5 protein-coding genes and 7 pseudogenes are annotated in these 14184 nt (G+C 56.9%); 10 read left to right on the top strand and 2 right to left on the bottom strand.

Features of this window, described 5'->3' with window-relative positions; all coding sequences use genetic code 11:
- On the top strand, positions 1-1289 hold a 1289-nt coding region (dsdA, locus tag JCM13995_RS09985; RefSeq protein ID WP_054665197.1), incomplete at its 5' end, for a D-serine ammonia-lyase.
- 133 nt (positions 1290-1422) lie between these two features.
- On the opposite strand, the pseudogene plsY reads toward dsdA, so the two are convergent.
- Positions 1423-2057, bottom strand: a pseudogene (gene plsY / locus JCM13995_RS09980) (glycerol-3-phosphate 1-O-acyltransferase PlsY).
- The gene (locus JCM13995_RS09975; RefSeq protein WP_054665194.1) at positions 2054-2644 is read right to left on the bottom strand and encodes a GNAT family N-acetyltransferase; all 591 of its coding nucleotides are present in this window, start codon (positions 2642-2644) and stop codon (positions 2054-2056) included. The pseudogene plsY and the gene JCM13995_RS09975 overlap by 4 nt, the downstream one beginning before the upstream one ends.
- 270 nt (positions 2645-2914) lie before the next feature.
- On the opposite strand from JCM13995_RS09975, the pseudogene parE reads away from it, so the two are divergent.
- The 9 genes and pseudogenes from parE to JCM13995_RS09940 all read left to right on the top strand — a co-directional run bounded on the left by parE (position 2915) and on the right by JCM13995_RS09940 (position 14151).
- Positions 2915-4923 (top strand): annotated as a pseudogene (gene parE / locus JCM13995_RS09970) (DNA topoisomerase IV subunit B).
- A pseudogene (locus JCM13995_RS17140) lies at positions 4923-6311 on the top strand (DNA gyrase/topoisomerase IV subunit A). Before parE ends, JCM13995_RS17140 begins: the two co-directional pseudogenes overlap by 1 nt.
- The gene (locus JCM13995_RS17135; protein ID WP_263849649.1) at positions 6308-6856 is read left to right on the top strand and encodes a DNA gyrase C-terminal beta-propeller domain-containing protein; all 549 of its coding nucleotides are present in this window, start codon (positions 6308-6310) and stop codon (positions 6854-6856) included. The pseudogene JCM13995_RS17140 and the gene JCM13995_RS17135 overlap by 4 nt, the downstream one beginning before the upstream one ends.
- A complete protein-coding gene (locus tag JCM13995_RS17130; protein WP_263849648.1) occupies positions 6853-7371 on the top strand; it encodes a DNA gyrase C-terminal beta-propeller domain-containing protein in 519 nt (172 codons plus the stop codon). The genes JCM13995_RS17135 and JCM13995_RS17130 overlap by 4 nt, the downstream gene beginning before the upstream one ends.
- A gap of 292 nt (positions 7372-7663) precedes the next feature.
- Positions 7664-9924 (top strand): annotated as a pseudogene (gene pflB, locus JCM13995_RS09960) (formate C-acetyltransferase).
- Between the two features lie 167 nt (positions 9925-10091).
- Positions 10092-10926 (top strand): annotated as a pseudogene (gene pflA / locus JCM13995_RS09955) (pyruvate formate-lyase-activating protein).
- A gap of 148 nt (positions 10927-11074) precedes the next feature.
- Positions 11075-12041, top strand: a pseudogene (locus JCM13995_RS09950) (LysR family transcriptional regulator).
- 38 nt (positions 12042-12079) lie between these two features.
- Positions 12080-13011, top strand: a pseudogene (locus tag JCM13995_RS09945) (manganese-dependent inorganic pyrophosphatase).
- 54 nt (positions 13012-13065) lie between these two features.
- A complete protein-coding gene (locus JCM13995_RS09940) occupies positions 13066-14151 on the top strand; it encodes a M42 family metallopeptidase (RefSeq protein ID WP_054665191.1) in 1086 nt (361 codons plus the stop codon).
- Positions 14152-14184 lie beyond the last annotated feature (33 nt).

The following is a 14184-nucleotide window of genomic DNA, read 5'->3' as shown; positions in this document are numbered from 1 at the left end:
AGACAAAATACCCGGTGGTTAGAGACTTGGCCGCAGAAAAGGAAACTCTGTGGATCAACCCGGATTACGGGAAGGCCGCCGACTTAGGCCTCACCCGCGCCGATTTGTTTGACGCCTCAGCGCGCTTGGACCGGTTTGCCCCTTACATGGCAGTCGCGTTTCCTGAAACGGCGAAAACCGGCGGGATCCTTGAATCCCCACTGCGCCGGCTAGAGGCGATGCAGGCGGACGTGACCAAGCGTGACGGCTACGCTTTGCCCGGTGACTTGTACCTGAAGGTCGACAACGAGCTGCCCATTAGCGGCTCCATCAAGTCGCGCGGTGGGATTTACGAAGTGCTCAAGATTGCCGAACAAGTGGCTATTGACCACAAGATGCTGGTTTACGGTGACAATTATGCCAAGCTGAACGCGCCGGAATTCAGGGATTTGTTCAGCCATTACGGAATCGCGGTAGGGTCGACTGGGAACTTGGGCCTGTCCATCGGGATCGTGGCCGCGAAGCTCGGCTTCAACACCACCGTCCACATGTCCAGCGACGCCAAGCAGTGGAAGAAGGACACGTTGCGGTCGGTTGGCGTCAACGTCGTCGAATACGATGGCAGTTTCACGACCGCCATCACCACCGGCCGCGCGCTTGCGGCCAAAGATCCTTCTGTTTTCTTCATCGATGATGAAGGCAGCAAGGACCTGTTCCTGGGTTACGGGGTGGCCGCCATTCGCCTGCAAAAGCAGCTGCGGGACCAAAACATTCAGGTAGATGAAGACCACCCGCTGTTTGTTTACCTGCCAGCAGGGGTCGGCGGCTCTCCTAGCGGCACGACCTTTGGGCTCAAGCAGATCTTGGGCAAGAATGTCCACGCGATTTTTGCGGAGCCGACGCACGTGCCATCCGTGTTGCTGGGGATGGCAACCGGTATGAACAACGGCATTTCCGTTTACGACATCGGGCTGGACGGGCTGACTGAAGCTGACGGGCTTGCCGTTGGCCGACCATCGCGGCTGGCCGGCCGCGTGATGAAGACGCTGCTCTTGGGCATCACAACGTTTGACGATGAGCAGGTGATGGCCTACACCGCAGAAATGATGGATACCGAAGACATCAAGCTGGAGCCTTCTGCCATCGCCGGCTTTGCCGCCATGGCGGCCAGCCAGCAGTACCTCAGCAAGCACTTCAACATGCCAAACGCGACCCACATTGTCTGGGCCACCGGTGGCATGCTCGTGCCGGAATCCGAACACGCGCGCAACTACAAGATTGGCGAGGCACTGCTGAAGCAAAGCAAGTAATTTGGTGCGGGAACGGCGTTGAGGACGCAAACAGAGACCGCGTATGCAGCGAGTCGTGGAACTTTTGTGCTCCGGATCCTTTTTAACGGTCAGAAAAAAATGCCAGGGCGGTCAGGCCTTGGCGTTTTGCGTTCTATTTGGATTTGTGCTTAGCCTTGCGCTTGCGCAGGTACTGGCCGAGCCCGAACGGCACCATGTTTTCCGTGCCGTTTTTGATGCGGGCAAAGTTGGCGCGGTGGCGGACCATGATCAGGATCCAGATCAGCGCGGCCACCGCCGTCAGGATCCAATCATGCATGAACAGCGTCGCGATCGTGATCAGGAACATGCCCAGCGTTGAGGCCACCGAGACCATGCTGGAAAGCAGCACCAGGCTGATGAAGACGATGCAGCAGAAGACGAAAAACGGTGGGTTGTACGCCAGCGCGATGCCGGCAGACGTGGCGACTGCCTTGCCGCCCTTGAAGCCGATGAAAATCGAGCAGGTGTGACCGAACACGGCGGCCAGGCCGACCAACAGCACCAGCCAGTGGGGATGCAGGCCGAACAACATCGGCAGGCTGGCCCCGAGCGTCCCTTTCAGGATGTCCATCACCAGGACGATGGTGCCGCCGACCGGGCCAAGCACGCGGTAAGCGTTCGTCGTGCCGATATTGTGGGAACCAGCGGTCCGAATGTCCTGGTGAAAAAAAAGGCGCGTCCGACCCACACCCCGCTGGGGATGGAGCCAATCAGGTAGGCCAGAATGAAGCATAAGGCGAGAATCATGACTGAGTTCCTTTCTTGGCAAATGATTTGGCAGTCAGGCACATGGTGAAAGTGGTGTGCGGCTGGCCGTCGAGCATGAGATCATTTTCGATGGCACCAGTTTGCCTGAAGCCCACTTTGCGGTAGACGTGCTGCGCCCGCGGATTGAAGTCGAACACATCGAGGGTGAGCGCGGCTAGGTGTAAGTAGTTGAAGGCATGGGCCGCCATTAGGGTTAGTGCGCTGGTGCCGATGCCACGTTCGGTGGCATCGTCGGCAATCAGAACGCGCAGGTTGCAGGTGTTGTGCTCGGCGTCGTACTCGTTCAGGACGACCTCGCCGAACAGCTGCCCGCTGACTGCGATGGCCAAGTCCAGCCGGTCCGGTTGCTGATTGCGCGTCTGGTACCAGTTGATGATCTTGGCCGTTTCCTGTTGGTCAGCCGGAAAGCGGTCGTTGGCACCCGGCGTTTTGGTCAGTGCACCAGTGTATAGATTCACCTGCGGCAGCGCCAAGATCGCGAGCATCCGCGGAATGTCTGCGGCGCGAAACGGGCGCAGAGTCACCGGCTCCTGAGTGAGCGTGGGTTTAGTGAGAAAATCTGGCATGGGGACCACCTTTGATGGAGAAATATCAGTGTTTCCAGTTTACCATTTTTTTGACGGCAAGGCGAATCTTGCGTAAAATAGGTTATTTGAACAAGCATTCGCTGCTTGCGGTTTAGCAGCGAGTTTTCGCGAAATCAATCACCGGATAAGTGACGGGCAGACCAGCCCTCGAGCTCCGGCCGCTTGGGTGAGCGCCTTGGAAAAATAGCTTTCATCTGAGCCTGCGTCTGGTGTATTGTAATTGAAGTTGCACGAAAAGAGGAGCATTTAATGGCAAAAGCAAGAGAAGCATACACCGATTCATCGATCCAGGTCTTGCATGGCCTGGAAGCCGTGCGGAAACGGCCGGGGATGTATATTGGCTCAACCGATGCCCGTGGCTTGCACCATCTGGTTTACGAAATTGTCGACAACTCGGTCGACGAGGCCCTCGCTGGGTATGGGGACACCATTGCCACGACGATTCACGAGGATAACTCGATCACGGTCAAGGACCACGGGCGCGGCATGCCAACGGGGATGCACGCGTCGGGCAAGCCGACCATCGAGGTCATTTTGACGGTGCTGCACGCCGGCGGGAAGTTCGACCAGAATTCCTACAAGACCTCCGGTGGCCTGCACGGGGTCGGCTCCTCGGTCGTCAACGCCTTGAGCGAGTCGCTGACTGTGCGCGTTGTCCGGGACAAGCAGGGGTTTGAGGAGCACTTCATCAACGGTGGCCATCCCGATGGCGGTCTGCAGAAACTGGGTAAGGTCAACGAGCCCAACGGGACGACCATCACGTTCAAGCCGGATCCGACGATTTTTCAGACCACGACCTACAACTTCGACACGCTGTCCGAGCGGCTGCGCGAGTCGGCCTTTTTGATGAAAAACATCGTGTTCACCCTGACCGACGAACGCACCGGCCGTGCCGAGACGTACCACTATCCGGACGGCTTGGTCAGCTTCGTCAAGTACCTGAACGAGGACCGCGACACGGTCAGCCCGGTCTTTAACTACGAAGGCGAAAAGGACGGCATCATTGTTGATTTTGCCGGCCAGTACAACGACGGCTACTCCGAAAACACGATCAGCTTCGTCAACAACGTGCGCACTGGCGACGGCGGCACGCATGAAGTCGGCATGCGCACGGCGTTGACCCGCGCGTCAACGATTGCGCGCAAAGTCAACCTGCTGAAGGACAAGGACAAGAACCTGGAAGGCTCCGACGTCCGCGAAGGGCTGGCCGCTGTGCTGTCCGTGCGCATCCCCGAGGAGATTCTGCAGTTTGAGGGGCAGACCAAGGGCAAGCTGGGCACCCCGCAGGCGCGCGCGGCCGTCGACTCGGTGATTTACGAGAAAATGAGCTTCTGGCTCATGGAAGGCGGCGATGACGCGCAGGAGCTGGTCAGAAAAGCCTTGCGTGCGCGTGAGGCCCGCGAGGCCGCGCGCAAGGCCCGGGATGACTCCCGCACCGGTAAGCGCAAGAAGAAGGATCAGGGGCTGCTTTCAGGCAAGCTGACCCCTGCCCAAAGCAAGGACGCCAGCAAGAACGAGCTGTACCTGGTCGAAGGGGATTCGGCGGGCGGCTCGGCCAAGCAGGGCCGCGACCGCAAGTTCCAGGCCATCCTGCCGCTGCGAGGCAAGGTCTTGAACACGCAGAAGGCCAAGCTCCAGGACATCGTCAAGAACGAAGAAATCAACACGATGATCTACACCATCGGTGCTGGCGTCGGTGCGGAGTTTGACGTCAAGCAGGCCAACTACGACAAGGTCATCATCATGACTGATGCCGATACCGACGGGGCCCACATTCAGATCCTGCTGCTGACCTTTTTCTACCGCTACATGCGCCCGCTGATGGATGCCGGGCGGGTCTACATCGCGCTGCCGCCGCTTTACCGCTTGCAAAAAGGCAAAGGGGCGAACGTGAAAATTGCCTACGCCTGGACCGATGAGGAGCTGGAAAAGGAAACCAAGAAAATGGGTAAAGGCTACGTCCTGACCCGGTTCAAAGGATTAGGCGAAATGAACGCCGACCAGCTTTGGGAAACGACCATGAATCCGGACACGCGGACCCTGATCCGGGTGCACGTCGACGACGGGGCCCTGGCAGAGCGCCGGGTCACCACGCTGATGGGCGATCGCGTTGAGCCGCGCCGCGAGTGGATCGAAAACAATGTCGACTTTGACATGGACGAGGAAGGCTCGATCATGGAAACGAAGACCACCGACACTCCGACATGCAGTTCGGGGTCAAGCAGATCAAAAAGCAGCTTTCGAAGAAGGGTAAGTAATGGCAAATCACATTCAAGAAATGACGCTCGAAGAGGTCATGGGGGAGCGCTTCGGCCGCTACTCCAAGTACATCATTCAAGAGCGTGCGCTGCCGGATGTGCGCGACGGCTTAAAGCCGGTCCAGCGCCGCATCCTGTTTGCGATGAACCAGGACGGCAACACGTTTGACAAGGGCTTTCGCAAGTCCGCCAAGTCCGTCGGGAACGTCATGGGTAATTTTCACCCCCACGGCGATTCGTCGATTTACGAGGCGATGGTGCGCCTGTCCCAGGACTGGAAGCTGGAAGAGCCGCTGATCGAGATGCACGGGAACAACGGCTCAATGGACGGCGACCCGCCGGCCGCGATGCGGTACACCGAAGCCCGACTGTCGAAGATCTCCGGCGAACTGCTGAAGGACATCGACAAGGACACCGTGGAAATGGTGCTGAACTTCGATGACACGACCGAGGAGCCGACCGTGTTGCCGGCCGCCTTTCCCAACCTGCTGGTCAACGGCGCGACCGGGATCTCCGCCGGGTACGCGACGGACATTCCGCCGCACAACCTGCGTGAAGTGATCAACGCGCTGCTGTACCTGATGAAGCACTCAGACGCGAGCCTCGAGGACCTAATGAAGTTCGTGCAGGGTCCCGATTTTCCGACCGGCGGTATTATCCAGGGCCTGGCCGGCATTCGGCAGGCTTACGAAACCGGCCGTGGCAAAGTCGTCGTCCGCTCTCGCACCCACATGGAGACCCTGCGCGGCGGCAAGCAGGAGATTGTGATCACCGAACTGCCTTATGAGGTCAACAAGGCGCTGCTCATCAAGAAAATCGATGAGCTGCGGCTGGCCAAGAAGGTCGATGGCATCGCGAGATCCGTGACGAGTCCGACCGCTTCGGCCTGTCGGTGGTCATCGAGCTGAAAAAAAGAGGCCAACGCAGAAGGGATTTTGACCTACCTGTTCAAAAATACCGACCTGCAGATCAACTACAACTTCAACATGGTCGCCATCGCGGACCTCAAGCCCAAGCAGTTGGGCCTGAAGCCAATGCTTGAGGCTTACCTCAAGCACCGGCGTGAGGTCGTCACTCGCCGCACCCAGTACGACCTGAAGAAGGCCGAGGCGCGCCAGCACATCGTGCAAGGCTTGATCAAAATGATCTCGATTCTCGATCAAGTCATCCACACCATTCGTCAAAGCGCCAACAAGGGCGACGCGAAGAACAACCTGGTCGCCCAGTATGACTTTTCCGTTGAGCAGGCCGAAGCCATCGTGTCCTTGCAGCTGTATCGGTTGACCAACACCGACATCACGGCGCTGGAGGAAGAGGCCGCTCAGCTGGCCAAAAGCATTGCCGAGTACCACAACATTTTGGATCACCCGGCGGCGCGCGATGCGTGATCGAGCAGGAGCTGTCAAGTATCGCGAAGACCTACGGCAAGGACCGCAAGTCGACGATTCAGGCCGAGATCGAAACCCTGGAGGTCGACACCGCGGTTACAGTCACTGACGAGCGCGTCATGGTCTTGGTCTCCCGCGACGGGTACATGAAGCGCAGCTCGTTGCGGTCGTACCAGGCCGTGGCGGCCGCGGATAATGGTCTCAAGGACAACGACTTCCCGGTATTTGAGCGGGAAATGGGCACACTGCAGCACCTGTACATTTTCACCAGTGCGGGCAACGTGATCTACCGGCCGGTCCATGAGCTTGAAGATTCACGCTGGAAGGACGCCGGCGAGCACTTGTCCCAGGCGGTCGGTATCGGCACCGACGAGCACGTCATCGCCGCGTTTGGGTTTGACTCGCTGGACGCCAAGGGCAACTTTGTCTTGGGCTCGTCTGACGGTTATATCAAGCAGACGGCGCTGGCCGACCTGCAGCCGCAGCGCAACTACAAGAGTCGCCCGATGGTGGGCATGAAGCTGAAGGCCAAGGACGCTACGTGACGGATGTCTACTTCGCCCAGCCTGAGTCCAAGCAAACCGTTTTTGCGGTGACGAACCAGGCCTACGCGCAGCAGTTTGAGCTGGCGGAAGTCAGCGTGATCGGCGCGCGGTCGACCGGGGTCAAGAGCATGGCGCTCAAACCGGGCGACTGGGTCGTCAACTTCATCCTTGCCGACGACCCACAGCAAACCGAGGTCGGCATCCTCACCCAGCGCGGCGCCTTCAAGAAGATGAAGCTGAAGGAAATGGGCGTCGGCGCCCGGGCGCGGCGCGGCTTGATGGTGCTGCGGGAACTCAAGCGCGATCCGCACCGGGTGGTCGCGATGAGCAAGGTCGACGACAACACGCTGATCACCGTGGTCACCGACAAGGACCAGCAGGTCGAGCTGACGGTCAGCAATTATCCGGACGGCGATCGATACTCGAACGGATCGTTTGTCCTCGATACGGACAGCGTCGGCACGCCGAGTTTCATTCATCTGAGCCAAGTCTTAGCAACGCCGGAAGAAAATTAAATTTTTCTGAAGAGGCCTTCGAGGTCTCTTTTTTTATGCCTGTTACAATACACGGGGTGTAAAACTGTAGTACAGATACGTGAGACAGGGGCTGAATGAAACCGCGTCAAATCAGCTTTTTAGTCAAAAAAGTTTGTGAATTGGTTACCGAAATTTACAATCAAGACACATTACTGGTAGTGCTGCCATTGCCCATTTAAAGGCAAAGAAAAGGCTTGCACAGTACTTGTGACGTGTTATACTAATTAAGTAAGAACTGTGGTAAAAGTTCAACAATTAGGAGGCTATCCAGATGAAGCAGTTAGACAAAACTGACGTCAAGACCTACTGGGAAGGTTTTAACGGCGGCGACTGGCAGGATGAGATCAACGTTCGCGATTTCATTCAGCACAACCTGACACAGTACAACGGCGATGAGTCATTCCTTGCCGGCCCAACGGAAGCAACCACGATCTTGAACAATCAGGTCCTGAACCTGAAGAAGCAAGAACGTGCTGCTGGCGGTGTGCTTGATGCGGACACCAAAGTGGTCGCAACGGTCACCAGCCACGGCCCGGGCTATCTGAACAAGGATCTGGAAAAGATCGTTGGTCTGCAGACCGACAAGCCATTCAAGCGTGCGTTCATGCCTTTCGGCGGGATCCGGATGGCCGAGGATGCGCTTAAGTCCTACGGGTACACCCCAGATCCGGAAATGCACAAGATTTTCACGGAGTACCACAAGACTCACAACCAAGGCGTGTTCGATGTTTACACCCCAGACATGCGCAAGGCGCGTCACTACAAGATTGTTACCGGCTTGCCAGATGCATACGCCCGTGGCCGGATCGTTGCTGACTTCCCTCGGATCGCGATTTACGGGATCGACGCTTTGATGGCTGCGAAGAAGGCCGACTTTGAAAACATCGGCGACGGCGAAATGACCGACGATGTGATCCGGCTGCGCGAACAGGTTTCCGATCAGTATCGCGCCCTGAATGACATGAAGAAGATGGCGGCAAGCTATGGCTACGATATTTCCAAGCCTGCCACCACCGCTCAAGAAGCCATCCAGTGGATCTACTTCGGCTACCTGGCGGCCGTTAAGACGCAAAACGGGGCTGCGATGTCTGTTGGCCGGATCGACACGACGATCGACGCTTCATCGAACGCGATTTCAAGCGCGGCATTTTGGACGAGAGCCAAGCACAAGAGTTGATCGATCACCTGGTGATGAAGCTCCGCATGGTTCGCTTCATTCGGACCGAAGAGTACAACTCCCTGTTCTCAGGTGACCCGATCTGGGCAACCCTGAGCCTGGGCGGTGTCGGCTTTGACGGCCGTCACCACATCACCAAGACGGCGTTCCGCTTCCTGAAGACGCTGGACAACATGGGTGCGGCGCCTGAGCCAAACATCACGCTGCTTTGGGACGAGAAGCTGCCAGAAGGCTTCAAGCGCTACGCCACAGAAGTGTCCATCTCCAGTTCGACCATTCAGTACGAAAATGACTCACTGATGCGCACCGAATGGGGCACCGACTACTACGGCATTGCCTGCTGTGTTTCCGCTCAGCCGATCAAGGACGGGGTTCAGTTCTTCGGCGCCCGGGCAAACCTGGCAAAAGCCATCCTGTACGCCATCAACGGTGGGATGGACGAAATCGGCGAGGCCCAAGTTGGTCCTGAAACCGAGCCAATCACTTCCGACGTCATCGACTACGACGAATTCATGAAGAAGTTCGATGTCCAGGCCGGCTGGCTTGCTGATGTTTACGTCAACGCCTTGAACGCGATTCAGTACATGCACGACAAGTACTACTACGAATCCGCTCAGCTGGCGCTCAAGGATACTCGCCTGAACTACACCTTCGCAACCGGGATCTCCGGCTTCTCCCACGCGGTAGATTCCATCTCCGCGATCAAGTACGGTAAGGTTCACCCGATTCGCGACGAAAAGGGTGTTGCCGTTGACTTCAAGGTCGAAAATGACGACTATCCACGCTATGGGAACAACGACGATCGCGCTGACGACATTGCCAAGTGGCTGATCAAGTACTTCTACAACAAGATGAACACGCACCACCTGTACCATGGTGCTAAGCTCTCGACTTCTGTTCTGACCATCACGTCCAACGTGGTTTACGGCAAGAACACTGGGACCACGCCTAACGGTCGCAAGAAGGGCGAACCATTCTCACCTGGTGCTAACCCGGCTTACGGTGCTGAAAAGAACGGTGCCTTGGCTTCCCTGATGTCCACGGCGAAGATTCCTTATCACTACGCCACAGATGGGATCTCCAACACGTTCGGCGTCACGCCAAACACCTTGGGCCACGACGATGAGACCCGCAAGGACACGCTGGTCCACATGATCGACGGCTACATGGAGAACCAAGGGATGCACCTGAACATCAACGTCTTCAACAAGGAGACTTTGATCGATGCGCAGAAGCACCCAGAAGAATACCCAACCTTGACGGTCCGCGTCTCCGGTTACTGCGTCTACTTCGCAGATCTGACCAAGGAACAACAGGACGACGTCATTGCTCGGACCTTCTTCGAGGAAATGTAATTTACTTTCATGTTCGGTGCGTTCCGCTGCCGAGCAGTGTGCAATTCAAACAATTCGCCAAAGCGGGAGCCTCGGAAACGGGACTCCCGTTTTGCCCAGAGGCGGCAAAATCACTTGCCGCTTGCGGGCAAAACCGGGTATGCTGAAGCTGACAGGAGGCAATGTTGATGAAATTGATCGATAATACCAAAACACCGCTGAACGTGCTGGATTCGATCGGCGTGGAGGATGAGGGGCCAGTCAAAGGCTACGTGCACTCGCTGGAAAGCTTTGGCTCCGTCGACGGCCCCGGCATCCGCTTCGTGGCCTTCTTGCAGGGCTGCCGGATGCGCTGCCAGTACTGCCACAATCCAGACACCTGGAACATTGGCGTCGGGACTGAAATGACCGCCGATGAGCTGCTGGACAACGCCGAACGCTACCGCGCCTTCTGGGGTGAGACCGGTGGCCTGACGTGCTCGGGCGGTGAGTCCCTGGTCCAGATCGACTTTTTGCTCGACCTGTTCACCAAGGCCAAGGCCCGCGGCATTTCCACTTGCCTGGATACCTCAGGAGGGCCGTTCACGCGGGACGAGCCGTGGTTCTCGAAGTTCAAGGAGTTAATGAAGGTCACCGATATTTCGCTGGTCGACATCAAGCACATTAACTCTGCTGAACACAAAAAAACTCACCGGGATCGGCAACGAGAACATCCTCGACATGATCCAGTGGATGTCCGCCAACGGCTGCGACATGTGGATCCGCCACGTTCTGGTGCCAGAGCGCACGGACTTTGACGTCTACCTGAAGCAGCTGGGAGATTACATCAAAACTCTAAATAATGTTCAAAAAGTTGAAGTGCTGCCTTACCACACCTTAGGGGTCAAAAAGTATCACGAATTGGGCATTACCTATCCTTTGGAAGGCATCGAACCGCCGACTGCTGACCGGGTGAAGAATGCGGAACAACTCCTCCACACGGCAGACTACACCGGCTGGAAGACCTGGAAGCCGAGTTTTTGAATTTAGATGATTGTAATGATAAGAAGGAGTAGCTTTTGGTTGCTCTTTCTTTTTTTGTACCTTATTATTAAGTAAGTGATTTTTTTGCATGATGATGGAGTTGATCGTGGTTTTGACCTGGGCGGAGACCCGAATGAAGGAGTAGAGCATGAAGACAAAGCAGGAAAGCATTTTTTTCGTCGAAAACACTGTCGTATTTCTTGCAGCTTGCTGACACGATGAATTACACGCAGGCGGCGCAGTTGTTGGGGATCACCCAGCCGGCGCTGACGCAACAGATCAAGAAGCTTGAGCGGACCGTGGGGGCCCCGCTCTTCTACTCAGTGGGGAAGAAGCTGCACCTGTCGGACGCCGGGCGCACGATGCTCGAGGCGACGCATTCGATTTACGAGACTTTGAACCAGGCGACTGACGAGATCCAGCAGGCCAGCAACGCCAATTCTGGGGTGATCAAGATCGGCATGCTGGCGTCGGTGGAGTCCTCGGCTTTCATCGGCTTTTCCGCCGAGTACTACAAGCAGAACCCGGATGTGCAGATTGTGTTCTTGAACATGACCCGGCACGAAATCTGGGAGCAGCTGGAGAACAACCAAATCGATTTGGCCATCATGTACCTGCCTGACGACACCATCAAGAACTGGAAACCGTACGAAAGCCGCAAAATCGTTGACGAGCAGCTGCTGTTTCTGCACCACAACGAGAAGCTCGCCAAGCGCAAGCGCGTCCACTTCCGCGACACCTTGGCTCAGCCATGGGTGACATACCCGGATTCCTACTTCCTGTCGTACTTCCTGCATGAGGCCTACAAGAACCAGATGGTCGACTACCCACACATCGTGGCGCAGTTCACCACACCGTTTCAGCTAATGCAGTTCCTGAACCTCACCGGGGTGAACACGGCGCTGCCGACGTCCTTCTACCAGGCACACCAGGACGAGATCGACGCCTACGCGGTCGCTTTCGAGCCGGCGGTGTCGTTCGAGCTGGCCTTCATTTTCCGCAAGGGCAAGGACACCATTCCGCGGGTCGAGCAGTTCCTGAACAGCTTCGACGCTTACCTGGAGAAGAAGGATTACCTGTCGCGGGTCGCTGAGAACCGTGTTAAACTGAACTAGTACGCGTAAAGCGCAATACTGAAAAAGGGAGTCACACCATGACAACATTGATTTTTGGTCATCAGAATCCAGATACCGACGCCGTTACTTCCGCGATGAGTTTCGCGGAATACCAGAAGCAGCTCGGCAACACTGATGTTGAGGCGGTCGCGTTGGGCGAAGTGAACGCTGAAACGGCTTTTGCGCTCAAGACCTTCAAGAAGGACACGCCGCGCGTGATCAAGACGGCTGCCAACGAGACCGACACGGTCATGCTGGTCGACCACAACGAGTTCCAGCAGAGCGTGTCTGACATCAAGGACGTCACGATTGCGGCCGTAGTGGACCACCACCGGATCGCCAACTTCGAAACGGCCGCACCGCTGTTCTACCGCGCTGAACCGATCGGCAGCTGCAACTCTGTGATTTACGAAATGTTCCAGGAAAAAGGGTTCAAGATCAGCCGCAGCTGGCCGGCTTGATGGCCAGCGGGATGATTTCCGACACCTTGCTGCTGAAGAGCCCGACGACCACAGACGTTGAGCGCAAGGTTTTGCCTGAACTGGCGAAGATCGGCGGCTTTGACCTGCAGGAATACGGGCTAGCGATGTTGAAGGCTGGCACCAACCTGGCAGCCAAGTCCGACCTGGACATCGTCGAAGGCGACGCCAAGAGCTTTGATATGGGCGGCACTTCGGTTCGCATTGGCCAGGTCAATGTCGTTGACCTGAACGAGGTCTACGAGCGTCAGGCAGCCATTGAGGCAACCATGAAGAGCGAAGCCGAAAAGAACGGCTACGATTCCTTCCTGCTTTTGGCCACCAACATCCTGGACTCCGACACCACCGGTTTCTTCTACGGCAAGAACGCCGACAAGCTGGAGGCCGCCTTTAACCAGAAGTTCGATGCCAACCACCGCATTGCCCTGCCTGGTGTGGTGTCCCGCAAGAAGCAAGTTGTTCCACCGCTGCAAAAGGCGTTTGAGGCGTAATTGGATCAAGCTCAGGCAGTTGCCGGGGCCTTTTTTTTGGTAGGAGGAATAGCAATGAAAGAGCAAACTCAGATTGATCTGATCAAACAATTCTCAGACGCGTACGGCGTGCCGGGCTTTGAACAAGACGTCGTGCGGCTGTACCGCGACCAGATGAAGCCGTACGCCGATGTTAAAATTGATGGCATGTTCAACGCGTTGGCGGCACGCAAACAAAACCGCGGCAATCGGCCCGTGGTGCAAATGGATGCGCATGCCGATGAAGTCGGGTTTATGGTGCAGGCCATTCGCCCCAGCGGTCTGATCAAGTTCGTGACACTGGGCGGCTGGGTGCCGACCAATGTGCCAGCAATGCGCGTGGTCGTGCGCAACAAGCGCGGTGAGTACGTTCCAGGCGTTGTGGCGACCAAGCCGCCGCACTTCATGACGGCAGCAGAACGGAACGCCGTGCCGACGATTGCCGGGATGTCGATCGATGTTGGCAGCACCTCGCGTGAGGAAACGCTTGAGGATTACGCCATCGACACCGGCTGCCCGATTTTCCCTGACGTTAAGTGCGAGTACGACGCCAAACATGGCATGTTCTTCGGCAAGGCCTTCGATGACCGGATCGGCGCCGCGGCGCTGATCGACACATTTGACAACCTCAAGGATGATGACCTGGCTGTCGACGTCGTGGCCGGGCTGTCGACCCAGGAAGAAGTCGGCCTTCGCGGCGCTTACGTCACTGCGCGAAAGGTCGATCCCGACATCGCGATCGTTTACGAAGGCGTGCCGGCTGACGATACGTTTGAGCCGGACTGGCTCTCGCAGACGCGCGTCAAGGCTGGGCCGATGCTGCGTGATTTGGATACGACCTACATCGCCAACCCGAACTTCCAGCAGTTTGCGGCCGACCTCGCCGACGAGCTTCATCTGCCGTACACCCGGGCCGTCCGGACGGGTGGGGGACAGAATGGAGCAGCGATTGGCTACTGGAAAGGCGTGCCAACCATCGTTGTCGGCATTCCCGTGCGCTATGAGCACACCGCTTATACATTTACCGCGCTGAGCGATTTTCAGGTTTCCAGCAAGCTGGGCACCGAGATCCTGCGGCGACTGGATAAGGAAACCATCGAGTCGTTTAATTCCGTCGATTAATCGAAATTACCGTGGCAGCTGGTCATTTGTCCT

Source organism: Lacticaseibacillus camelliae DSM 22697 = JCM 13995 (genome assembly GCF_001311195.1).
Lineage (GTDB): Bacteria > Bacillota > Bacilli > Lactobacillales > Lactobacillaceae > Lacticaseibacillus > Lacticaseibacillus camelliae.
This window is presented reverse-complemented; position numbering and strand designations above follow the sequence as displayed.

Excerpts from the sequence above, each read along its gene's own strand:
- JCM13995_RS09940 (WP_054665191.1), top strand. The coding sequence starts at position 13,066 with ATGAAAGAGCAAACTCAGATTGATCTGATCAAACAATTCTCAGACGCG.
- JCM13995_RS09975 (WP_054665194.1), bottom strand. The coding sequence starts at position 2,644 with ATGCCAGATTTTCTCACTAAACCCACGCTCACTCAGGAGCCGGTGACT.